At 59.4% G+C, this 21637-nt stretch carries 24 protein-coding genes; 20 read left to right on the top strand and 4 right to left on the bottom strand.

The annotated features are described in order from the left end of the window. Nucleotide 1: 1 nt before the first annotated feature. On the bottom strand, nt 2-1648 hold the full coding sequence (locus tag KX928_RS00635; RefSeq protein ID WP_219497794.1) for a PHA/PHB synthase family protein: 1647 nt from the start codon (nt 1646-1648) through the stop codon (nt 2-4). A 137-nt stretch (nt 1649-1785) separates the two neighbouring features. Further along, a complete protein-coding gene (locus KX928_RS00630) occupies nt 1786-2298 on the bottom strand; it encodes a hypothetical protein (RefSeq protein WP_219497792.1) in 513 nt (170 codons plus the stop codon). Nucleotides 2299-2429: 131 nt separating this feature from the next. Between KX928_RS00630 and KX928_RS00625 the strand changes: the two genes are divergently transcribed. The 6 genes from KX928_RS00625 (at nt 2430) to KX928_RS00600 (ending at nt 5854) form a co-directional block, all read left to right on the top strand. After that, nucleotides 2430-3098, top strand: coding sequence for a Crp/Fnr family transcriptional regulator (locus tag KX928_RS00625; protein ID WP_219497790.1), 669 nt, complete (start codon nt 2430-2432; stop codon nt 3096-3098). Between the two features lie 81 nt (nt 3099-3179). Beyond that, the gene (locus tag KX928_RS00620; protein ID WP_219497788.1) at nt 3180-3392 is read left to right on the top strand and encodes a YgaP family membrane protein; all 213 of its coding nucleotides are present in this window, start codon (nt 3180-3182) and stop codon (nt 3390-3392) included. Nucleotides 3393-3395: 3 nt separating this feature from the next. After that, nucleotides 3396-3827, top strand: coding sequence for a YeeE/YedE family protein (locus tag KX928_RS00615; protein ID WP_219497786.1), 432 nt, complete (start codon nt 3396-3398; stop codon nt 3825-3827). Between the two features lie 3 nt (nt 3828-3830). Next, the gene (locus KX928_RS00610) at nt 3831-4277 is read left to right on the top strand and encodes a YeeE/YedE family protein (protein WP_219497784.1); all 447 of its coding nucleotides are present in this window, start codon (nt 3831-3833) and stop codon (nt 4275-4277) included. Between the two features lie 248 nt (nt 4278-4525). Continuing rightward, complete coding sequence (locus KX928_RS00605) at nt 4526-4675, top strand: hypothetical protein (protein WP_219500142.1); 150 nt, start codon at nt 4526-4528, stop codon at nt 4673-4675. Between the two features lie 12 nt (nt 4676-4687). Continuing rightward, the gene (locus KX928_RS00600) at nt 4688-5854 is read left to right on the top strand and encodes a cation:proton antiporter (protein WP_219497782.1); all 1167 of its coding nucleotides are present in this window, start codon (nt 4688-4690) and stop codon (nt 5852-5854) included. 51 nt (nt 5855-5905) lie between these two features. Here KX928_RS00600 and KX928_RS00595 read toward each other — a convergent pair whose 3' ends face one another. Then, nucleotides 5906-6319 (bottom strand): c-type cytochrome, encoded by a 414-nt coding sequence (locus KX928_RS00595; protein ID WP_219497780.1) that lies wholly within the window; start codon nt 6317-6319, stop codon nt 5906-5908. Between the two features lie 206 nt (nt 6320-6525). On the opposite strand from KX928_RS00595, the gene KX928_RS00590 reads away from it, so the two are divergent. The 13 genes from KX928_RS00590 to KX928_RS00535 all read left to right on the top strand — a co-directional run bounded on the left by KX928_RS00590 (nt 6526) and on the right by KX928_RS00535 (nt 20336). Beyond that, the gene (locus tag KX928_RS00590) at nt 6526-6993 is read left to right on the top strand and encodes a protein tyrosine phosphatase family protein (RefSeq protein ID WP_308342242.1); all 468 of its coding nucleotides are present in this window, start codon (nt 6526-6528) and stop codon (nt 6991-6993) included. A 260-nt stretch (nt 6994-7253) separates the two neighbouring features. Then, nucleotides 7254-7592 carry a GntR family transcriptional regulator gene (locus KX928_RS00585; protein ID WP_219497776.1) on the top strand — a complete coding sequence of 113 codons (339 nt, stop codon included), beginning with the start codon at nt 7254-7256 and terminating at the stop codon, nt 7590-7592. Nucleotides 7593-7836: 244 nt separating this feature from the next. Further along, complete coding sequence (locus KX928_RS24210) at nt 7837-8136, top strand: trimethylamine methyltransferase family protein (RefSeq protein ID WP_308342021.1); 300 nt, start codon at nt 7837-7839, stop codon at nt 8134-8136. Between the two features lie 62 nt (nt 8137-8198). Continuing rightward, nucleotides 8199-8444, top strand: a complete 246-nt coding sequence (locus KX928_RS24205; protein WP_308342019.1) for a trimethylamine methyltransferase family protein — start codon at nt 8199-8201, stop codon at nt 8442-8444. A gap of 180 nt (nt 8445-8624) precedes the next feature. After that, entirely contained in the window at nt 8625-9785 is a 1161-nt protein-coding gene (locus KX928_RS00575; protein WP_219497774.1) for a beta propeller repeat protein, read from the top strand. Between the two features lie 44 nt (nt 9786-9829). Beyond that, entirely contained in the window at nt 9830-10663 is an 834-nt protein-coding gene (locus KX928_RS00570) for a LysR family transcriptional regulator (protein ID WP_219497772.1), read from the top strand. Nucleotides 10664-10759: 96 nt separating this feature from the next. Then, entirely contained in the window at nt 10760-12001 is a 1242-nt protein-coding gene (gene acdA, locus KX928_RS00565) for a 3-sulfinopropanoyl-CoA desulfinase (protein ID WP_219497770.1), read from the top strand. A 101-nt stretch (nt 12002-12102) separates the two neighbouring features. After that, on the top strand, nt 12103-13515 hold the full coding sequence (locus KX928_RS00560) for a tetratricopeptide repeat protein (protein WP_219497768.1): 1413 nt from the start codon (nt 12103-12105) through the stop codon (nt 13513-13515). A gap of 84 nt (nt 13516-13599) precedes the next feature. Beyond that, nucleotides 13600-14277: a GntR family transcriptional regulator gene (locus KX928_RS00555; protein WP_257883461.1), complete on the top strand. Its 678-nt coding sequence runs from the start codon at nt 13600-13602 to the stop codon at nt 14275-14277. A gap of 208 nt (nt 14278-14485) precedes the next feature. Continuing rightward, the gene (locus tag KX928_RS00550) at nt 14486-16288 is read left to right on the top strand and encodes an NAD(P)/FAD-dependent oxidoreductase (RefSeq protein ID WP_219497766.1); all 1803 of its coding nucleotides are present in this window, start codon (nt 14486-14488) and stop codon (nt 16286-16288) included. A 121-nt stretch (nt 16289-16409) separates the two neighbouring features. Continuing rightward, nucleotides 16410-17279: a glycosyltransferase family 2 protein gene (locus KX928_RS00545; RefSeq protein ID WP_219497764.1), complete on the top strand. Its 870-nt coding sequence runs from the start codon at nt 16410-16412 to the stop codon at nt 17277-17279. Nucleotides 17280-17778: 499 nt separating this feature from the next. Then, nucleotides 17779-19554, top strand: coding sequence for an aspartate--tRNA ligase (aspS, locus tag KX928_RS00540; protein ID WP_219497761.1), 1776 nt, complete (start codon nt 17779-17781; stop codon nt 19552-19554). 50 nt (nt 19555-19604) lie between these two features. Then, nucleotides 19605-20336, top strand: a complete 732-nt coding sequence (locus tag KX928_RS00535; RefSeq protein ID WP_219497760.1) for a GNAT family N-acetyltransferase — start codon at nt 19605-19607, stop codon at nt 20334-20336. On the opposite strand, the gene KX928_RS00530 is transcribed toward KX928_RS00535, so the two are convergent. Then, on the bottom strand, nt 20337-21056 hold the full coding sequence (locus tag KX928_RS00530; protein ID WP_219497758.1) for a response regulator: 720 nt from the start codon (nt 21054-21056) through the stop codon (nt 20337-20339). It abuts the gene before it with no gap. A 163-nt stretch (nt 21057-21219) separates the two neighbouring features. Between KX928_RS00530 and mce the strand changes: the two genes are divergently transcribed. Next, nucleotides 21220-21624 (top strand): methylmalonyl-CoA epimerase, encoded by a 405-nt coding sequence (mce, locus tag KX928_RS00525; protein ID WP_219497757.1) that lies wholly within the window; start codon nt 21220-21222, stop codon nt 21622-21624. The last annotated feature ends 13 nt before the right edge of the window (nt 21625-21637 follow it).

Raw genomic sequence — 21637 nt, 5'->3', positions numbered from 1 at the left:
ATTATCCAAAGACGTATGTTCCCGGTGCAGGCGTTTTGATCTTAACGAGTACGGGGCGGGGCGCGCGTCGGTCCCCGCTCTTTTCGCGTAGCCAGCCTGCCCAGTGCACCCACCACGATCCGTCCTGTGTGGCCGTTGCCTCCAACCAGTCGGCGGCGGTTCTGTGTCTGTCCCCTTCAGATTTGTGGTCAGCGCGGAAGTGCCGCCCCGCATGCCCGGGTTCCGACAGGATCCCGCCGTTATGTCCGCCATTGGTCAGGACAAAGGTCACATCCGTATCGGTGAGCAGCAACAGTCGGTAGACGGATTTCCAAGGCGACACGTGATCGGTTTCCGTCGCGACGCAATAGATCGGGCACCGGATATCGGTCAGCGCCACCGACTTGCCGTCAACGGCAAAGCGTCCCTTGGCCAGATCGTTTTTGAGAAACAGATGCCGGAGGTATTCCGAATGCATCGCGGCAGGCATCCGCGTGGCATCGGCATTCCACGCCAGAAGCGCGTTTTCCTGTGTACGTTCCCCGAGAAGGTAGTGGCGAACCACGCGGCTCCAGATCAGATCGTTGGAGCGCAGCATGCGAAACGCGCCTGCCATCTGGTCGGCTTTAAGATACCCGCGCGTGGCCATCATGTCTTCGAGAAAGGCAACCTGGCTTTCGTTGATAAAGAGCCCCAGTTCCCCAGGCTCAGAGAAATCGACCTGAGACGCCAGCAGGCTGATCGTGGAAAATGCGTTATCGCCATCGCGCCCCATCGCGGCGGCAGCGATGGACAGGAGCGTGCCGCCCAGACAGTAGCCCACAGCGTGCAACCGTGTCGCACCGGTCGTCTTGATCAGATCAATGGAGGCCCGGATGCCAAGATCAATGTAGTCCTGCAACCCCTTGTCGGCATCTTCCTCTGTCGGGTTCTTCCATGAGATGATGTAGACTTCGAAGCCCTGATCCCGCAGGTATGCGACAAGGGAGCGCTGATCCGTCAGGTCGAGGATATAGTATTTCATGATCCACGCGGGCACGATCAGAATGGGTTCGGCACGCACTTTCTTGGTGGTGGGATGATACCTGATCAGCTCGATCAGATCGTTCTGCAACACCACCTGACCCGGTGTTGTCGCAAGGTTTTCGCCAACGCTGAAGCCGTGAGACTGGCGCGGCAGACGAGACATCAACCTGTTGAAATCCTCAAGCCAGTAACGCATCCCACGGACGAGGTTCTGGCCCATCTCCTGACGAGTGCGGTCCCAGACCTGCGGATTGGTCAGCGCGTAATTCGCGGGGGAGAAAACATCGATCCACTGGCGTGTCGCGAAGCTGACGATGTTTTCATGTTTCGGGTCCACCCCGGGAAGCCCGGTCGTGGCGGCGTTCCACCATGCCTGAGTGGCCAGAAAATTCTGAACGAAGAGGTTGTAGGGAAAGGTTGACCACGCGGGGTCTGCAAATCGTGAATCTTCGGGTTCTGTCTCGCTCGCGGCGGAAGGCTCAAGGACGCGACGCATCAATTCGGCTTGCTTGTCGGGTGATGCGATCAGGTGCAGCGACCAGTCAAGGTACGCGGTGGCCAATGCAGCCGGTGACAGGCCGCCGGTTATCTGGCCCAGAGCCGCATGCCATCGCGCGTCGAGATTGGGTGTCTTGCGGGTCATGAAAAGCTTCTTTCTACGTGGCGTGCGCCATCGGGTTGCCCCGCTCCCGGTTCGCCTCTGGTTCGAAATACAATCTGTTGCACGAATGTCTCCCGCGCGGGCGGTTGTTGTACCGGGTAAGACAGGGAAAACCGCTTTCAGTTCATTGAGGTTTTCTGGCCTTGCGCGCCCAACTCATTGAGGAAGGTGTCAATAATCAGTTCTTCTTCCTTCGTGTCTTCGAGCGAATTGGCCAGCGAAGCTGTTGCCAGAAAGGGTCGCCCCAGATCCAGTTCCGCAACCTTCCACGCCTTCTCTGCGGGAGAGTGGCCGCCGGTGGTCACAAACAACGCGATCGTTTCGGGCTTGTCCATGTCGGACCGCAGCAAGGCGCGCAGGGGCGTTGCCGGGTAGGATGTCCAGACCGGACCACAGACAACCAGCCTGTCAAACTCCGCAAGCGAGGCGAATGCCTGTGGCGGCAGCACACAGGTCTGCCGAAGGCTGTCATATCCGGCACGCATGTACCCAAAAATGCGCGGCGCATAGCGTGGCGCCTGCAGCGGGATCATCTTACCATGCAGCATGATGGCCAGTTTGGACGCCACCCGCTCGGAATGCCCGCTTCGGGAGTAATAGACAATGCCTGTGGTGCTGTTTGGCCCATCCATGTGAATGTCTCCGACTGAGTTCGGGACCTTTTCGCAGTCTGCCGCCAGTTTACATTGACAAAAGTCAAATCGGGCAGCCTTTTACCTTGGTATCTAACGACACCAACGCAAAGAATGTACGGAACAAGAAAATGCTGACGCTACCCTCCTGGCGCGCAAGCTTTCCCGGCCTCGCAGGCATCTCGGAACAGGTGTCGCGTCTCCTGGACAGAAAGGCACATACCACCAAGTTGCGGCAGGGAACGGTCATTTTCGGCCCCGGTAGTCCGGCAGAGAACCTGTTGCTGCTGGTATCTGGCACCGTGCGGGTCCAGCAGCTGTCCGAAGCGGGCCGAGAAATCGTACTCTACCGCGTTCACTCGGGGGAAAGCTGCGTATTGACCACGGCCTGTCTGCTGGCGTTCGAGGATTATTCTGCGGAGGGCATTGCCGAAACAGATGTGGAGGCGGTGCTGATCCCGCGTGACGATTTCGATGAACTGATGTCGCTGTCGAAGGAATTTCGGGCCTTCGTCTTCGAGGCTTATTCGAAACGGATCACCGATCTGTTTCTGGTCATCGAAGAGATCGCTTTCAAGCGTATGGACATTCGTGTCGCGCAAAAACTGCTGGCGCTGATGGGCGATGACAAGACCCTGCATCTGACGCACCAGAAATTTGCCATTGAACTGGGTACCGCCCGCGAGGTCGTTTCGCGACAGCTCAAGGAATTTGAACGTCGGGGGTGGCTCAACCTGAGCCGTGGCACGATCGAGCTGACGGACCCGAACAGTATCCGCAGGCTGGCGGAAACGCCGTGAACGCGGCTTTGTGACAAACTCACCGACGCAGCCCGGAACCCAGTGTATTCTGCAAGCGTCACATCACCGGAGGACAAACAGATGACCGCCAATCTTGGAAACATTGATCGTGTAGCAAGAGCCCTGATCGGCCTTGCGCTGATTCTGGCCCCGTTACTCAACATGCCTGCTGTCTGGTCAAGCAGCCTGGTGGCTTACGGCAGCATGGCTGTTGGTGCTATCCTGGTAATCACAGCGGGTGTCAGGTTTTGCCCACTGTATAGAATTCTCGGCATTTCAACCTGTAAGCTCTGAACCATGGAAACCACGTTTACACCCATAGCATCCGCCGTTGGCGGTTCCCTCATTGGTCTGGCTGCCGTGTCCCTGATGCTCCTGCGCGGCAAGATTATGGGCGCAACCGGCATTCTGGCCGGGGCGCTGCGGCCCGCCTCCTCCACGGACTGGACATGGCGCGCACTGGTTCTGGTCGGTATGCTATGCGGTCCCTGGATCTATTTTGCAGGTGCCGGACAATTGCCCGAGATCGTCGTGCCATCCTCCAACGTGCTGCTGGTGATCGGCGGTGTGCTTGTCGGCGCAGGTGTCACCCTGGGCAGCGGGTGTACCTCCGGCCATGGTGTCTGCGGGATGGCCCGTCTGTCGCCGAGATCATTCGCCGCAACAGCCACCTTCATGCTCACCACGGGTGTCACCGTTTATGTGACCCGCCATCTTTTTGGAGTATAGGCCATGCGCAATATCCTCACCCTTCTGATCGGTGTGGTGTTCGGCACCGGAATCGCCTTGTCGGGCATGGCAAACCCGGCCAAGGTGCTCAATTTCTTCGATATCGCGGGCACCTGGGATCCAAGCCTTGCTTTCGTGATGGGCGGCGCGCTGATCGTGACCTTCATCGGCTACCGGTTCGTTCTGAAGCGGGACCACCCGGTTTACGAGCCTGCCTTCGACATCCCGACAAAGAAAACCCTGGACGCCCGATTGCTGACCGGTGCGGGCATCTTTGGCATCGGCTGGGGTATCGCCGGTTTCTGCCCGGGCGGTGCATTACCCGCTCTGGGTACCGCAAACCCGAAGGTCATTCTGTTTGTCGCGGCCTTGATCGCAGGCATGCTGGGGACGCGGCTGCTCATGACCCGGATGATGATCAGCCGACACGATCTCCGGCAAGCGGATTAAGCCGCATCGCGGACAGGTTTTGTATCTTGGCCAATAAGCTGATGGCTGCTGTGACGATCGTGCGTTCAGGCGCGTGACACCTCTGGCAATCCGGAAACCTGACTTGCCGTCACCACACCCCTTCAACCGATTACTGCGGGAACTGACACAGATCAAACAACTGTCGAATGGATGGTCGTATATGGCTTGGTGAAGCTCCGCGCATGCATCAGCGCCGGAGCTCATGTGCAACTCAAGGAAGGATCACCATGAAAGTGTCTCTTGTTCTCCTGCTGTGTGGCGTCTTCGCCCTGTCCGGATGTTATGAAAATGACCAGTATCCGATCACCGGTGAAGAATGTGGTCCGAATGACCCCGTCAAGGACATGTCCATACCCAATTGCCCGCCGGGGCTGTAGCCCGCTTTCAGGATGGAGTCGCACGGGCTGCTGATAACCCTGGGTGCGCTTTTCTTTGCGGGGCTTTTCGCCGATCAGATCGGTCGCAATTCGTGGATTCCACGCGTAACCCTGTTGCTGTTATGTGGGCTGCTGATCGGCCGTTCGGGGCTCAATATCATCCCCGCGGAGGTGACAGCGCTTTACCCCGTTCTGTCGGTTCTGGCCCTGACGATGGTCGCGTTTCTGCTCGGAGGGGTTCTCCGTGGGGCGACGCTGCGACGCTACGGGGCCACGATCCTGCTGATCTCTGGCGCGATTGTCATCATCACTGTCCTTCTTGTCTCGGTTGGTCTGATGCTGTTTGGCGTGCCGCTTGAACTGGCCCTGCTTCTGGCAGCTATTGCGTCCGCGACAGCGCCAGCCGCAACCAATGATGTGATCCGGCAGTCGGGGGTGAAGAACGACTTCACGCAAACGCTCAGCGGTATTGTCGCCGTTGACGATGTCTGGGGGCTCATTGTTTTCAGCCTTGCAGTGGTGGTCGTTGCGCAGATGACCGGCACGACCGGCGTGCCGGTGCACCTGGACGCTTTGAGGGAGATCAGCGGTTCGGTTCTGCTGGGGGTGGTTGTCGGTGCACCGGCAGCATTCTTGACCGGCCGCGTCAGCGATGGAGAACCGCTTGAAACCGAGGCCCTGGGCCTCGTGTTCCTGACAGCGGGATGTGCCCTTTGGTTTGACTTGTCCTTTCTGATCGCGGGGCTGGTTGCCGGTGCCGTCATCGTGAATTTCGCGACGCATCACACGCGCGCATTTCATGAGATAGAACACATTCAATGGCCCTTCATGGTGCTGTTCTTCCTGCTCGCGGGGGCAACACTTGATGTGCAGGCCTCCACCGAATTGGGCGCGTTGGGGGCCCTGTTCATCGGATTGCGTGTAATCTCTCGTTTCATCGGCGGATGGATCGGCGGCGGCGCGGCACAGATATCGAAAAGCAGGCGTGCGCTTTTCGGCTGGGCGCTGCTGCCACAGGCGGGGGTTGCCATCGGAATGGCATTGGTGGCTGCGCGGCAATTCCCGCAATGGGCCGACCAGATCATGGTTCTGACGGTCGGCAGTACCGTGATATTCGAGATCGTCGGCCCGATTGCCTGCCTGATGGCGATCCGGGTATCGCAAAAGACCGCCGATTGATAATGCACCGGCTGCGTACAATGTCGCCCCGGTGGCCCGGCCGGAGTTGGACTACCGCTGGATTTGCTCGAGGTAGTTTGAGAGCGCCAGCAGGTCCGCGGGGATGGGCGTGGCATCATCATCCTCCCCCACGATCACCGTCGGGCCAACGTCACCGGCGCCGAATTCCGGCATGACATTTTCAGGATGGCTCTGGCGGTTGAACCCGTCGATCACACTTATCACCTCATCGCGCGGGAAGGTGCCCCCTGCGCTGCGCGTAAGTCCGGTCAGATCCGGCGCCGGTTGACCAATCTTTAGTGATTCAGGTCCGTTACCGCGTGCATCCGCGCCGTGACAGGCGGCACAGTTCTGCGCAAACAGACTGGCGCCGCGTGTCGCGTCAATCCGGGGTTCTGTCTCGTTGCAGCCGGCCAGAAAGGGCAGGGCGAGAAAGCAAAGGTAGCGTGATTTTGGTCGGGGCATTTCATCTTCCGATATGAGGGCTTTGGACAGATCATCACGTCATGTGATCCCGGTCCTGACTTAGATCAATCGCTTGTAACACGTTTGCGGCTTGCGGGTTGCTGCGCATGGCAAGAAAACCGGCAGCACCGTTCCGCGGCGTTGATATATGTCAATGACAAGACCGCATATTGCGTCATGCTGCGCGGTGACGGAACGTGAGCGGGATGCTTTCCGCCCTGACCGTCAAAACCGCCCGGAGCGTTTTGAGACGGTTCCAGCATTCTTCATCGCGTTCCGGGCACGCCTGCTCATGGCAATCACAACGGCGGGATCGGGAGACGGCAATGGAGACGACCAGACTTTCGAAGGATTTTTGTGTGACCGCACAGATTTCAACCGATGATCTGCCGTTGATCCACGCGTTGGGCTTTCGTTCCGTGATGTGCAACAGGCCCGATGGCGAGACGCAGGATCAGCAATTGTTCGCTGCCATAGCGCAGGCGGCCGACAATGTGGAGATGGTGAGTTGTTACCTGCCTGTCCCGCGCGAGGGGCCCTCGCCCGAGACAATCAGTAGCTTCCTGGAGGCTCTGGACACGCTGCCCAAACCGATCCTGGCCTATTGTGCCTCCGGTGAACGCAGCAAGCGCCTGTTTGAGAAAGCCCATTCCGAAAAGTCGGACACCACGTAATCCTCTGGCCATATTAAGCAGAGCGATCCCAGTGCCATAAAATGCCTCAAGGTGATGGCACGGGTTTAACTTGCAGTCTTGACCCACAGCGCTCGGGCATCTGCCTGTCGCCTTTCCCGTGACGTCGCACTCCGGGGCGCGGTGGCAATCCTGATCATAAAGACTGCGACGCGCCCGCTGAAACGCCATTGCCTGAGATTGTATCATATTTCTGATGCAACTTTCGGGAGGCAAAATGATTGCAAATAACAGATCCCTTTATGTCGCTGATCTGCGCAGGCGGATCCTGTCTCAGGATATCGCGCGGTCGGAGTTCTTTGGGGTTGCGCTCTCCCCTGCGCGAGGTGCTGCATCGTCGTGCCGGGGACGGCTATGTGCCGTTCGAAAAGAACCGGGGCACAACGGCCGTCTCGATGGACCTGTCCATGATGCGGGTCTGTTTTCAAACCGCGTCACTGGTGTTTTCCAGCATCGCGAAGCAGGCGGCGGAAAACAGAACAAGCCGGCAGGTCGCGGACCTGAAGGAACCGCAAGGCGAATTTGCCAGAGCCATCGCTCGTGATCGACCTGACCCTGCAGCATGGGGATCTGTCGCGTGACCAGATGGCAAAATACGTGCGTCCTGATCCTCTTCCGCTGGATATCACTTCCTTGCAGGAGCACGAGGATGCGGGCTGAGCGCATTCTTGTGCCCCGCTTCACCAGTGTGATGCCCTGTGCTGCTTGGCCTCTCAGTGACGCAGCAACACCACCACCCCCGGCCGCAATCTATTCCGGCCGGGGCACCGCGGGCGCGTTCCTGAAAGGAGGCATGTCGCATGAGCGTGATGCAGTCGGAACCACGTGCCGGAGGACCTGCCGAATTTTCAAAAGCTCAGCCGGATGCTGCCCGCCATTCACGTCGCCGCGCATCACATCGTTGAACCCTACGATCACCTGATCAGCCAACGCCGTCTGCGCAGCTCCTGTTCGTCGATGCAGCATTCCGACAAGACATTCATGGGTATGACCACAATCCCGAAGAACGCCGAAGACCTGACGGTTATGTGTGCGATCCTCTTCGGCAGGGAATTGATTATGCGTCAGCCGGTTTTGGGCTCGCCTTTGTGCTGGGCGGCGCCAACAGGCCCGAGATCAGCCTGATGAACATGACGACCGGCCAGATGGCACGTCACCATGGCGTGCCTTGACGTACCTCCGACATCTTGGGCGCTGCAAAGACCTTTGACGCGCAGGCCGGTTACGAAAGTGCCACAAACATAATGTCGGTCTGGTTGTCCGGGGTGAATTACATATGGCACTCCGCTGGCTGGAACGGGGCCGGAATAATCGAGGCATTGCTCGATTCTCGCGCAGGTCGGGAGCGTGAAATTCCACCCGCCGACGCCCTGAACCGGGACTTCCAGGCCAGCCTTGGGCTCGGGACGACCGCCGCGTGGCGGGTAGCGTGATGCCACGTTTGCCAGAGAATGATCGATGTTTGCCGGGCAAGGTGATGCGCCCTTGCGAGCCTTCTCGGGCAAAGTGGTATTCCAGGGTTGCAACTGTCTTGGGAAGGGCTGCCGGATGTCATGCTATCTGTGGATCGAAAAATAGCGTAATATGGGTCAGGAACTTGGAAAGTTGTGCATATGACTTCTGGCTCAATTGTGATCCTGCTTGGCACCACGAAAGGTGCCTTCCTCCTCTCAGCAGCCGAAAAGCGCGACGGGTGGTCCATCATGGGGCCCCTGTGCGATGGCTGGCCGATCAATCACGTTGTCGGCGATCCGGGCACTGGGACGATCTGGGCGGGCGGCGGTGGCGATTGGCATGGGGCGGGTGTCTGGTGTTCGCGGGACATGGGGGAAAGCTGGACGCTGTCACGCCTGACAACGGGAACCATGGACAGTTGGGCACAGCAGGATGCAGAGTTTGCCAAGATGATTGGCTGGACAGAACCTGACACGCCTTTTGCGGACGAGTTTTCGCAGATCTGGTCGCTGGGCTACGCACACGGAACGCTGTATGCTGGCGCCAAACCGGCCTGCCTGTTGGCCAGCCGGGACGGTGGGCAGTCCTGGGCACGTGTGAACGGTCTGACGGATCACCCGTCGCGCGACAGCTGGAACCCCGGCGCCGCGGGACTGGTGCTGCACACCATTGTGCCTGATGCAAAAAATCCCGATCGGCTGTGGGTTGGCATTTCCGCCGCCGGTGTCTTTGAGACGGAAGATGCCGGAAAATCATGGGTGCGGCGCAACCGCCTGTCCAATGCCGAGGCCTGCGAGGGTCACGATCACCCCGCGGCACCGAAAGACGGAGAGACCGGGCATTGCGTGCACAACATCATGCGGGCGCCCGGTGGAAATGACATTCTTTACCAGCAAAACCATCACGGCGTGTGGAAGTCGTTGAACGGCGGGCGAAGTTGGGAGGACATCACGGCAGGCCTGCCCTCGACCTTCGGGTTTCCGATCCGCGTTCATCCCACCGATCCCGATACGATCTGGACGATCCCGTTGAACGGCGACAGCGTCGGGCGGTTCCCCCCGGAGGCGGCGGCAGCGGTGTGGCGGTCCCGCAATGGTGGGGGCGACTGGGAACCCCTGCGGAACGGTTTGCCGCAGGAGAACTGCTTTTTCACCGTGTTGAGGCAGGCAATGGGTGGTGATGAGCGGGACCCGGCGGGCGTCTACTTTGGCACGAACACCGGGTCGGTGTTCCAAAGCTCCGACGAAGGTGATACCTGGCGGGAAATCGCAAGGCATTTACCGACGATACTGTCGGTCGAAGTGATGGAACGAGCCTGAGAATGGCAACCAGTTGGCTCTTTTCCTAGATGAACATTCAGCAGATGCGTATTCTCATCGCTGTCGTGGACGGTGGGTCATTCGCCGCCGCAGGTGATGCGGTTGGGCGCTCCCACTCGGCGATCAGTTTGCAGATCAAGGGCCTTGAAGAAGAGCTCGGCGTTGTCCTGTTTGACCGGCTTGTGCGCCCGCCGATGCCGACGGTGAAATGTCGTGCCCTTGCTGATCATGCACGCAAGATCATTGCGCTTTTTGATGCGGCGGAAGACATCGTGCATGACCAGCTGGTTCGCGGAAAACTCGTTATCGGTGCGGTGCCAACCGTTCTGAGCAGTTTTCTTCCCCGGGCGCTGGCGGAGTTGAAGACCCTGCACCCCGATCTGTCATTCGATGTGCACAGCGGCAGTTCCGACAGCCTTGCCGAACAGCTTGCCCAAGGTGATCTGGACATCGTGATCTGTACCAAACCGCCGCAGCCAATCAACGGCTTGGAGTGGCACTTGATTGCCCATGAGCCGATGGTCGTCATTGCGCCGAAAGAAGCTGAAGGCAACGATGAAACCTTGCTGACCACCCAGCCTTTCATCTGGTTCAATCGGAAAACCTGGGCGGGGAGTGGTATCGAAGCAGAACTCAAAGCGCGTGACATTCGCGTGCAGGCAACGATGGAAATCGATTCACTCGACGCGATTGCGGCGATGGTCCGCGAAGGTCTGGGTGTGTCCATCGTGCCTCATTGCCGTGGCGCTCCGGGTGTCTGGCCGGGTCTGCGGTCGGTGAGCTTCGGGGCACCGCCCTTCGTGCGTGATGTCGGCGCCCTTGTGGCGGCGGGTGGTCTCTCTGACCCTCTGATTGCGACGTTTCTTGCTGCCGTTTAACGTCAGGTTATCTCAAGTAAATCGCAAGAATTTCTCGATACGTTTTTATTTTCTGACGATGTACTGTGGCACTATCGTCGAAAACGGAACCTGCAGATGCTCGATAAACACCTACCGGATGCGCCGTCGCTTCGCCTCAGCACGGGGCAGCAGGCGTTACAGACGCGGGCCCGGAAACTGGCAGAGACGATCATTCGTCCACAGGCCGCTGAAACGGACCTGACCGAAACCTATCCGGAAGGGGTCGTCCGCAGTCTGACCGAGGCGGGTTTCATGGGTATGTCGGTGCCCGAGGCATTGGGCGGGCCCGGTCATGGCTGTTTCGAGGTCGCTCTGGTGGTGGAGGAAATCGCGCGGTGCTGCGGGGTGTCCGGGCGCATCGTTGTCGAAGGGAACATGGGCGCCGTGGGGGCAATCCTGCGATATGGCAGCGAGGGTCAGCAGGAAATGGCGGCCCGGCACGTTCTGTCAGGCGACAAGCCCGCCATCTGCATTACCGAGCCCGGTGCGGGCAGCGCCGCATCCGAGATGATCACAACCGCGGTGCGCGATGGTGACAGCTGGGTTCTGAACGGGTCCAAGCACTGGATCACCGGTGGCGGTGTCTCGCGACTGCACCTCATCTTTGCGCAGGTTGTGGAGGATGGCCTCTGCCAGGGTATCGGCGGGTTCATCGCGTTTCTGGGCGAAGAGGGTTTGGATGTGGGCGCGCGCGAACCCACGATGGGTCTGCGCGGCATTCCGGAGACGGTTATCAACCTCAGGAATATGCGAATTCCACTCGACCGGCTGGTGACACCGCCCGACGGTATCGAACACGGATTTGCAGGCTTGATGAATGCATACAATGCGCAGCGCGTGGGCGCGGCGACGGTGGCGCTGGGGATCGCGCAAGGAGCGTTCGAGGCCGCCCGCGATCATGTCAAGGAGCGTGCTCAATTCGGCCGGCCCATTGCGGAGTTTCAGGGTCTGCAGTGGATGCTTGCGGATATGTCCATTCAGATTGACGCTGCCCGCATGCTGATCTGGCGCGCGGCGCTGAGTGCCGAAACAGAGCCCTCTGGTTTTCCCGACCCGATGCTTGCCGCGCAGGCAAAGGTCTTTACGTCAGAAATGGCGGTAAAGGTGACGAACGATGCGCTTCAGCTGCACGGGGCGAAAGGGTACTCCCGCCACGCGCCAATTGAGCGGATGGTGCGCGATGCGCGTATGTTCACGATTGGTGGCGGTACTGCTCAAATGTTGCGCAACCTTGTGGCGGGGCGGGTTCTGGGCATGAAAACACCGCAGACACGTGATGGCTATTCGCTAGCCGGCAATGCTGTTAAAGCGCCGTAACGGTGCGCGATAGTTTTTGCGTGAAGACGCGCTTACACTCTGCAATTTTCCGGCAGAACGATTTACGATGCGCCATCCAGAGTCCGCAAGGAGCGTCGTAGATGCAAGTAAAGAGTTCAAAATCGCCCATGGTGTTCAAGGATGTGCGCGGCGTGCCCGTATCTTATCCGGATCACCGGGCGATAGACGGGTTGGAAAGCGCCGTGTTGATGTCCCTGTCCTTTCGCGGGGATGCCATTGCCGAAATTGACCGCGTGCTCGAGGAACACCCCGATTTCATGATGGGCTGGCTGTTCAGGGCTGGCTGGTTGACGCAAGCCATGGAGACCCGCGTTTATGACTCGATGTTGGCCTCTCTCGCGCAGGCGGAGCGGTTGATTCCGCATTGCAATGAGCGCGAACGCGGTCACTTTGAGGCCGTCAAGGCCTGGGTTGAGGGCGATTTCTTTGGCGCGGTGCAAAAGTGGGAAGCGGTGCTCACGCGTTACCCGATGGATTTGCTGGCGCTGGAGCTGATCCACTACACGATGGTGTTGCTGGGCGACGTTCCCGGGCAGCGCGATGTGGTCGCGCGTGTCTTTAACCTATGGGATGAAAGCATCCCCGGTTACGAATTTGTCTTGGGCTTTTACTCTTTCGGCTTGGAAGAAAACCGCGATTTCGCGCGCGCCGAAGAGATGGCCCGGCACGCCTTGTCGATCCGACCGGATAATCCTTACGCGGTTCACACCGTCAGCCACGTGATGGAAATGCGCGGGCGGCAGGCCGGTGGCATCCGGTTCATGCGGGACCATGCGGCAACCTGGGGTACGTCGAATTTCGCCAATCATCTCTGGTGGCACACGGGTCTGTATCACCTTGATCTGGAGCAATACGATCAGGTCTACGACATCTTCGATACACATCTCGATTCCCGGAACAAGGATGGCCACAAGTACGAGGAACTGGATGCCGCGGCCCTGCTATGGCGGATGAATCTGGTGGGGCAGGACGCGGGTGATCGCTGGACCCACCTCGCCAACAAGTGGGAACCTGCCGCGCAGGATACCCTTTATGCCTTCAACGATGTGCACGCGATGCTCACCTTCGTGTCCGATGACCGTGAAGATGCGCAAAAGGCCCTGCTGTCGGCGAATGAGCGCTATCTGGAGAATGCCTCCGATGCCAATGTCGCGATGACGCGGGAAATCGGCTTGCCGTTCTGTCTGGCGATGCAGGATTTCCACAAAGAGAATTACGCGGGCTGCGTCGACCGGCTGTTGCCAATCCGCTACATGACCCACCGCCTTGGCGGAAGCTACGCCCAGCGTGATATCATCGGCTGGACATTGCTTGAAGCCGCGTTGCGGGCCCGGCAGTTCGACCTTGCCCTCGCGCTTGCCAACGAACGCACCGGTATAAAACCGACATCCGCGCAGAACTGGCGCGCTGTCGCCCGGGCGTTCAAAGGACTGGGCGATCACGGTCAGGCAGACCGCGCCGATGCCAGGGCGCAATCGCTGATCGCTGCGTAAAATCTTGCAATTTCAAATGATTTGGGGCCATCTGCGGGCCAGAGAACGCGGCGCATCCTGTCAGTGTCCGTGTGAGGAGCATCCTTGGCCGCAGACAAGCGTAAATCGGTATCCAACGCGCAACGCGCCCTGCGTGAGTTGCGCGGCATGATCTTCTCGGGGCAGTTGTCGGCGGGGTCGGATCATCTGGAATCCGAGTTGGCCGAGCGCCTTGCAATGTCGCGCACACCGGTGCGCGAGGCTGTCCTGACCCTCGAAGCGCAGGGATTGCTGGAATTACGGCCACGCAAGGGCGTGCGCATTCTGCCGGTGTCGCCGGACGACATGCGCGAAATCTACGACGTGCTGACAGAGCTGGAAAGTCTGGCCGCCGAAGAGGCCGCGCGGGCCGGGTATCGCGATGCGGACCTCGCTGAACTGACGGCCGCAATTGACGATATGGATGTCGCGATTGCCGTTAACGATCTGGAGGCATGGGCCGATGCGGATGATCGGTTCCACATCGAACTGGTGCGCCTTGGCGGCAACCAGCGCGTCGTGTCAATCGTGAGCATGATGCGGGATCAGGTGCGCCGGGCGCGCGCCGTGACGCTCTTCATGCGTCCCAAACCCGTGAAATCGAACGAAGCGCACCGGCTTGTCTACCGCGCCATAAAGGAGGGCGATGCGGAAACCGCACGGTCCACACATCGCGCGCATCGTCAGCAATCCAAGGAAATGCTGGTCGCGTTGCTGGAGCGTCACCGGCTGCGCGCCCTGTAGCGTCTCGCTGGGCAGCAAATTGCCTTACTCAGAACATCGAAAATCAGTCTTTGGTGAAACCCGGCGCTATCGTTAGGGTTGATCGGGTTGGGGGACGTAGGCGAACCACACCACAGCTTCGGTGCCAGAACGCTCCGATGTGCTGATCCGCACGTCGCGCGTGATATGTCCTCGACCCCGATTTGCGAAACGGAGGAGGACGAAAGAAATGCTCGATAAAACCACAAACGATCACGTGGAACAGGTGCTGGACGCGTTTGGGAAGGCCCTGGAAAGCGGGGACATCGACGCCGCCGTAAACATGTTTCAGACGGATTGTTATTGGCGTGACCTGGTCAGTTTCACCTGGAACATCAGGACGATGGAAAGTCAGGACCAGGTGCGCGACATGCTTCAGTCGCAACTGGCCGCCACAAGGCCAACCGGGTGGCGCATCGCGGAAGGCGAAATGGCCACGGAAGACGGTGGGGTGATCACGGCGTGGATTTCGTTTGAGACCAATGTCGCACGCGGCTACGGCCTTATCCGTCTGAAGGACGGATTGATCTGGACGTTGCTGACGACGATGACAGAACTGAAGGGGCATGAGGAGCCGTTGGGCTACGAGCGTCCCCTGGGCGCCAAACACGGTGCGGGAAAGGGGCGCCTGACCTGGGCCGAAGAGCGTGCGCGAGAGCAGGCGGAGCTGGGCTACAAGACCCAACCCTATACCGTGATCATCGGGGGCGGACAGGGCGGCATCGCATTGGGCGCGCGCCTGCGCCAACTGGGCGTGCCTACGATCATCGTTGAAAAAAACGACCGTGCCGGGGACAGTTGGCGCAATCGCTACAAATCGCTCTGCCTGCATGATCCGGTCTGGTACGACCACTTGCCATACCTCCCGTTTCCTCCGAACTGGCCGGTGTTTTCTCCGAAAGACAAGATTGGTGACTGGCTTGAAATGTACACCAAGGTCATGGAGCTGAATTACTGGACCCGGTCCACCGTCGAACACGCCGAATTCGACGAGGCCAGCAGGGAGTGGACGGTGACCGTGAACCGCGATGGTAAGAAGGTCACGCTCAAACCCAGGCAACTGGTCTTCGCAACCGGCATGTCAGGCAAGGCAAATGTGCCTAGCTTCCCCGGTATGGACCGGTTCAAAGGTGATCAGCATCATTCCAGCAAACACCCGGGGCCGGACGCCTACAAAGGCAAGAAGGCGGTGGTGATCGGGTCCAATAACTCGGCGCATGATATTTCCGCCGCCCTTTGGGAAGCGGGCGTGGACGTGACGATGGTGCAGCGATCCTCGACCCATATCGTCCGGTCGGAACCGTTGATGGAAATCGGTCTGGGTGACCTCTACTCCGAGCGCGCGGTCGAAGCGGGCATGACCACGCAGAAAGCTGACCTGATCTTTGCCTCGCTGCCTTACAGGATTCTGCACGAATTCCAGATTCCGGTGTACGAAAAGATCAAGGAAGTCGACGCGGAGTTCTATGCCGGACTTGAAAAGGCAGGGTTCCAGCTGGATTGGGGCGCCGATGGGTCTGGCCTCTTCATGAAGTATCTGCGCCGCGGGTCCGGCTACTACATTGATGTCGGTGCCAGCCAGCTGGTGATCGATGGTGACATCAAGCTGAAGGCCGGACAGGTCAGCGAAGTGGTCGAAGACGGCGTGGTGTTCGAAGATGGCTCCAGGCTCGAGGCGGACCTGATTGTCTACGCCACCGGGTACGGTTCCATGAATGGCTGGATCGCTGATCTCGTCGGTCAGGAAACGGCGGATAAGGTGGGCAAGGTCTGGGGCCTTGGATCGGACACGCCAAAAGATCCGGGTCCGTGGGAGGGCGAGCAGCGCAACATGTGGAAACCGACGCAGCAGGAGGCACTGTGGCTTCACGGTGGCAATCTGCACCAGTCGCGCCACTACTCGCAGTTTCTGGCGCTGCAACTGAAGGCCCGCATGGAAGGGATCGATACCCCCGTCTACAAACTGCAGGAAAGCCATCACACTGGCCGATGACAATACCGCCGGGACAACCGGCACGCCCGGTTGTCCCGGCAAGGCCGACAGGAGGGCTGGTGCCTGACGGTGTTCACGGGTATTCTTCAGGCCCGGCCGTAGTTCCAGTCGTCAGGTTCCCATGCATGATCGTATCAGAATAGTCTCCGTCGCCTTCAACAGCGCGCAAGTCATCGGCGACTTTCTCGCCAGCGTCCCGAAGGGCATCGAGGTGGTGGTGGTCGATAACAACAGCGAGGACGCCTCGCGCGATATCGCGGCGGCGATGGGAGCGAAGGTGATTGCTCTGCCGGAAAACCGCGGTTTCGGGACGGCCTGCAATCGGGGTGCAGAGGGAAATGACAAGGAGTTCGTCTTCTTCTGCAACCCGGATTCGACGCTGACACCCGATTGCTGCCGCCTGTTGGTTGAGGCAGCAGAGAAACATCCCAAAGCGGGCGCGATGAACCCGGCCATTCTGAACCGGCGCGGCGCGCTTCGGCTGGATCGCCGGTCGGCGCTGATCTCGCCATCGGAATACACTGACCGCCGCTATGCCGAAGCTGGCAACAAGGACAGCGTCGAGGTGAATATCCTGACCGGTGCGGCGCTATTTTGCCGGCAACAGGCGTTTGACGAGGTTGGTGGCTTTGATGAGAAAATCTTTCTCTACCACGAAGATGACGATCTGGTGTTTCGCATGCGGCAGGCAGGCTGGACACTGCGGATAGAGCATGGGGCTACCGTATCGCATCTGGGCGGAAAGTCGTCGGGCAGCTCCATCAAGGGCGCCGCTCTCAAGGCGTACTTCATTGCGCAGTCGCGGATGTACGTTGAACGACGACACGGGATTTCTGCGCCCGGATTGCGGGCCGTGCTCAGGGCTTTGGCCAAGATCACTTCGCCGCTCAATTTGCTGTCGGCCCGAAAAAGGGCGCAGGCACTCGCCTATCTCAAAGGCACGCTGCGCTTTGACATGATGCGCTACCAGAACGGCGACTACATGCCTTAGCGTGTGAGAAACATGAAGCCCCCCTGCTTCCGACGGCACATGCCGTGACATGGCACCCGGCTCAGAAGCGTCAGCGTTCATGGAGAGTGACAAGGGTGGCTCGCCCTTCCTGTCCGGAGCCATGTCAGGTCTGGGATGTCTGTCACCACCTCGCGGTTCTTCCCGCTCAAATACGCCGATTCTCGGCCAAGTGCCGGGGGGGGCATCGGCCCTCTGCCCGTCGCATCGGCGGCAGGCGGCACCGCATGCCAGCGGGCCAAGCGCTGTGCCGTCACTGCCATCCTAGCAGCCGCGTGTCGGATTCGAAGCCTGCGTGCAGCCGCAGAGACACTCAAACCCGGGGTCGCGAAGACACGGCCGGGCAAGATGCGCGCAAGAATGTATGGGTTTCGCGGTGTCACCCTGCCAAATGCCCTTGAATTCTGTGTCTGCACGCCTTGACTTCCCCTTACCCAAAAGGTGTATCTGGCGCGAATTATGACCCTGAAGGGAAACGCACATGCACGCCTATCGCAGCCACTCCTGCGCCGATCTGACCGCCGATAACGTGGGCGAAAACGTCCGGCTGTCGGGCTGGGTGCACCGCGTGCGAGATCATGGTGGCGTTCTGTTCATCGATCTTCGGGATCACTACGGCATGACGCAGCTGCTGTGCGACCCCGACAGCAAGGTATTTGCCGACGTCGAAAAGGTGCGCGCAGAGTGGTGCATCCGGATTGACGGCGAAGTAAAGGCGCGGGATGCCGCGCTGGTGAACCCCAAGATCCCCACCGGTGCGATCGAGGTATTCGTGCGCGATATCGAGGTGCTCGGGGCTGCTGCGGAACTGCCGCTACAGGTGTTCGGCGATCAGGAATATCCCGAAGAAACCCGTTTGCGGTATCGTTATCTCGACCTGCGCCGCGAGAAGATGCAGGCCAACATGGCATTGCGGTCAGACGTGGTCGCCTCGATTCGCCGCCGCATGTGGGATGGTGGCTTTCGCGAGTATCAGACTCCGATCATCACGGCCTCCAGTCCTGAAGGCGCGCGCGACTTTCTGGTGCCATCGCGGCTGCATCCCGGCAAATTCTATGCGCTGCCGCAAGCCCCCCAGCAGTTCAAACAACTGCTGATGGTCTCTGGCTTTGACAAGTATTTCCAGATTGCACCGTGCTTTCGCGACGAAGACCCGCGCGCCGATCGCTCGCCAACCGATTTCTATCAGTTGGATATGGAGATGAGCTTTGTCGAGCAGCAGGATGTATTCGACACGATCCAGCCCGTCCTGACCGGAATTTTTGAAGAGTTCGGCAGCGATAAGACGGTTGATCAGGACTGGCCGCAGATTTCCTACAAGGACGCGGCCCTGTGGTATGGCTCAGACAAACCGGACCTGCGCAACCCGCTCAAGATGCAGGTGGTGTCTGACCATTTCGCGGGCTCCGGCTTTGCCATCTTTGCCAAACTGCTGGAGCAGGACGGCACCGAGATCAGGGCGATCCCCGCACCGACGGGCGGCAGTCGCAAATTCTGCGACCGGATGAACGCCTTTGCTCAGAAAGAAGGTTTGCCCGGTATGGGCTATATCTTCTGGCGCGATCAGGGCAACGGCATGGAGGCCGCCGGGCCTCTGGCCAAGAACATCGGTCCTGAAAGGACAGAGGCGATCCGACAGCAATTGGGACTTGAGGTCGGAGATGCGGCCTTTTTCCTGGGAGGCAAACCCAAGACGTTCGAAGCCATCGCAGGCAAGGCGCGCAACGTGATCGGTGCCGAGCTTGGCCTGACCGATGAAAACCGGTTTGCCTTTGCGTGGGTCGTGGATTTTCCGATCTACGAGAAAGACGCTGAAACCGGCAAGGTTGATTTCGAGCACAACCCGTTTTCGATGCCGCAGGGCGGGATGGCGGCGCTGGACGGTGATCCGCTGTCTGTGCTGGGCTACCAGTATGACCTTGCGTGCAACGGCTACGAGCTCGTGTCGGGCGCCATCCGGAATCACCGGCCTGAAATCATGTTCAAAGCCTTCGAGATCGCCGGCTATGGTGAGGATGAAGTGCGCAAACGCTTCGGCGGCATGGTCAACGCGTTTCAATACGGCGCGCCGCCCCATGGCGGATGTGCGGCGGGCATTGACCGCATCGTGATGCTGCTGGCGGAAGAGAGCAACATCCGCGAAGTGATCCTCTTCCCGATGAACCAGCGCGCCGAGGATCTGATGATGGCGGCACCCTCCGACCCGACGAGCGATCAGCTCATGGAGCTTGGGTTGCGCGTCATTCCCCAGGAGTAGCCATGCGGATTGTGGTTGGCCTTGTTTCAGCGGCGGTCTAACGTCCCGCCATGTCCGTTTCCGAAGACAGATCACCGGTTCTGGGTGCTCTTGTGCCCGATTGGTCACCACCACCGGCACCCGTGGGCGCACCTCTTGTGGGCGCTTATGCCCGGTTGGAACCACTGGACGCGGATGCGCATGCGGCACTGCTGTACCGTGCCTATGAAGGGCATGATCATGTCTGGGACTATATGCCCTACGGCCCTTTTTCGTCTTCGGCGTTGTACCACCGCTGGGTGCGTGAGACCGCGCAGTACGCTGACACGCTTTTCTATGCCATTCGCAATCTGGAAACCGGGCATTGGGAAGGTGTCGCCAGCTATCTCAGGATAGATCCATCAAACGGATCGATCGAGGTGGGACACATCAATTACAGCCCGGCCTTGCAACGCACCCGCGCGGCAACGGAGGCAATGTATCTGATGATGGGGTGGGCCTTCTCTAACGGCTATCGCCGCTATGAGTGGAAATGCAATGCGCTAAATATCGCATCGCGACGCGCCGCACAGCGGTATGGTTTCAGTTTCGAGGGTGTCTTTCGGCAGGCATCTGTCGTGAAGGGCCGCAATCGCGATACCGCTTGGTTTGCGGTCATCGATGCGGAATGGGCCGCACTGAAATCCGCTTTCGAAGCCTGGCTTGCGCCATCCAACTTCGATACCGGCGGCAGGCAGCGGGAACGTCTGGGAGACTTGACTCAATTGGTCCGCGTCGCCAGCGACCCGGCACTGCAATCCTGATCAGATCGCAAGTTTTTGTGTCAGCCGTTGTTGAATGAGCCCGGCCAGGACTGCGGTTTCTGACCCGGCGGGTTCACCGGCAGCACGCTTCTCGGCCAGTGCCGCGGCGGCTTTTTCCAGACCATGATCCTGCGCGGAGCGTGCAACGCCCCCCAGAAACTGCGCCACGTAGTCAAGGGCGCGATCATCAGGCGGGTCTTCCAGAACATCAGCGATATGCGCCATATCATCCTGAAAGGCCATCCGGTCGGGATGAATGACCTCATCCGTCAACTCTCGAATGCCGGTCGGTTGCCGCTCTGCCGGCAGGTTGGAAAGCACCGCCTGCTGGAATGCTGCCAAGGAGGTGATGGGTTTTGCCAGAAAGCCATCGGCCCCCGCGGCAATTGCTTGATCCTCCCCCACGGTATCCCCGGATGTGCCAAGCACGACATCGACACGTGGTTCTGTTTGCGTGAGTTCCGTGATCAGGTCGACGCCATTGCCATCGGGCAGGCCAAGATCAACGATCACAACGGAAGGGCGATACACCTGCAAATGCCGGCGTGCGGATCGCAGGCAATCTGCCCGCCTGATACGTGCCCCGCTGCGCAGGCATAAAAGCCGCATGGCCTCACAGGCAAACCGGCTGTCCTCGATAACAAGGACAGTCAGCCCAAGCAGTGGGCGGTTGGCCGTAGGTGCGGGAATCGTCGTAGCAAAGGGGTCAGTTTTATCCATGATCGCCTCCGGAGTGACTCGGGTTTCGACTCAACATGGCGCACATATGGCTAACAGCACGTTAATGGCTCAGAGGGCACTGGCCTGCGGCGGTGCGTCACTTGCAACGCGCGCGCCTGCACCGCATAAGACCGACGAGATCACAAACGTCGGAGTGTGTGAAATGATCGGTCGTCTGAATCACGTTGCCATTGCCGTTCCCGATCTGGAGGCTGCAGCCGAACAGTACCGGTCAGCACTGGGTGCAAATGTCGGCGCGCCTCAGGATGAACCCGATCATGGCGTGACCGTCATTTTCATCGAGTTGCCCAACACCAAGATCGAACTCCTGTACCCTCTGGGCGATGCCAGTCCGATACAGGGGTTTCTCGACAAGAACCCGGCAGGCGGGATTCATCACATCTGTTACGAGGTGGACGACATCCTGTCAGCCCGCGACCATCTGATCGAAACCGGCGCGCGCGTGCTGGGTTCCGGTGAGCCAAAGATCGGCGCGCATGGCAAACCGGTCCTGTTTCTGCACCCCAAGGACTTCAACGGATGCCTTGTCGAATTGGAACAGGTCTGACCCCTGATAAGGA

It is taken from the genome of Roseobacter insulae, from assembly GCF_019375555.1.
GTDB classification, from domain to species: Bacteria; Pseudomonadota; Alphaproteobacteria; order Rhodobacterales; family Rhodobacteraceae; genus Roseobacter; species Roseobacter insulae.
The sequence above is the reverse complement of the archived record's forward strand: the minus strand, read 5'-3'. Positions and strand labels throughout refer to the sequence as shown.

What these genes read in the sequence shown, in the direction of transcription:
- KX928_RS00635 (WP_219497794.1), bottom strand. Translation starts at nt 1,648, where the DNA reads ATGACCCGCAAGACACCCAATCTCGACGCGCGATGGCATGCGGCTCTG.
- KX928_RS00630 (WP_219497792.1), bottom strand. Translation starts at nt 2,298, where the DNA reads ATGGATGGGCCAAACAGCACCACAGGCATTGTCTATTACTCCCGAAGC.
- KX928_RS00625 (WP_219497790.1), top strand. Translation starts at nt 2,430, where the DNA reads ATGCTGACGCTACCCTCCTGGCGCGCAAGCTTTCCCGGCCTCGCAGGC.
- KX928_RS00620 (WP_219497788.1), top strand. Translation starts at nt 3,180, where the DNA reads ATGACCGCCAATCTTGGAAACATTGATCGTGTAGCAAGAGCCCTGATC.
- KX928_RS00615 (WP_219497786.1), top strand. Translation starts at nt 3,396, where the DNA reads ATGGAAACCACGTTTACACCCATAGCATCCGCCGTTGGCGGTTCCCTC.
- KX928_RS00610 (WP_219497784.1), top strand. Translation starts at nt 3,831, where the DNA reads ATGCGCAATATCCTCACCCTTCTGATCGGTGTGGTGTTCGGCACCGGA.
- KX928_RS00605 (WP_219500142.1), top strand. Translation starts at nt 4,526, where the DNA reads ATGAAAGTGTCTCTTGTTCTCCTGCTGTGTGGCGTCTTCGCCCTGTCC.
- KX928_RS00600 (WP_219497782.1), top strand. Translation starts at nt 4,688, where the DNA reads ATGGAGTCGCACGGGCTGCTGATAACCCTGGGTGCGCTTTTCTTTGCG.
- KX928_RS00595 (WP_219497780.1), bottom strand. Translation starts at nt 6,319, where the DNA reads ATGCCCCGACCAAAATCACGCTACCTTTGCTTTCTCGCCCTGCCCTTT.
- KX928_RS00590 (WP_308342242.1), top strand. Translation starts at nt 6,526, where the DNA reads ATGCTTTCCGCCCTGACCGTCAAAACCGCCCGGAGCGTTTTGAGACGG.
- KX928_RS00585 (WP_219497776.1), top strand. Translation starts at nt 7,254, where the DNA reads ATGTCGCTGATCTGCGCAGGCGGATCCTGTCTCAGGATATCGCGCGGT.
- KX928_RS00575 (WP_219497774.1), top strand. Translation starts at nt 8,625, where the DNA reads ATGACTTCTGGCTCAATTGTGATCCTGCTTGGCACCACGAAAGGTGCC.
- KX928_RS00570 (WP_219497772.1), top strand. Translation starts at nt 9,830, where the DNA reads ATGCGTATTCTCATCGCTGTCGTGGACGGTGGGTCATTCGCCGCCGCA.
- acdA (WP_219497770.1), top strand. Translation starts at nt 10,760, where the DNA reads ATGCTCGATAAACACCTACCGGATGCGCCGTCGCTTCGCCTCAGCACG.
- KX928_RS00560 (WP_219497768.1), top strand. Translation starts at nt 12,103, where the DNA reads ATGCAAGTAAAGAGTTCAAAATCGCCCATGGTGTTCAAGGATGTGCGC.
- KX928_RS00550 (WP_219497766.1), top strand. Translation starts at nt 14,486, where the DNA reads ATGCTCGATAAAACCACAAACGATCACGTGGAACAGGTGCTGGACGCG.
- KX928_RS00545 (WP_219497764.1), top strand. Translation starts at nt 16,410, where the DNA reads ATGCATGATCGTATCAGAATAGTCTCCGTCGCCTTCAACAGCGCGCAA.
- aspS (WP_219497761.1), top strand. Translation starts at nt 17,779, where the DNA reads ATGCACGCCTATCGCAGCCACTCCTGCGCCGATCTGACCGCCGATAAC.
- KX928_RS00535 (WP_219497760.1), top strand. Translation starts at nt 19,605, where the DNA reads ATGTCCGTTTCCGAAGACAGATCACCGGTTCTGGGTGCTCTTGTGCCC.
- KX928_RS00530 (WP_219497758.1), bottom strand. Translation starts at nt 21,056, where the DNA reads ATGGATAAAACTGACCCCTTTGCTACGACGATTCCCGCACCTACGGCC.
- mce (WP_219497757.1), top strand. Translation starts at nt 21,220, where the DNA reads ATGATCGGTCGTCTGAATCACGTTGCCATTGCCGTTCCCGATCTGGAG.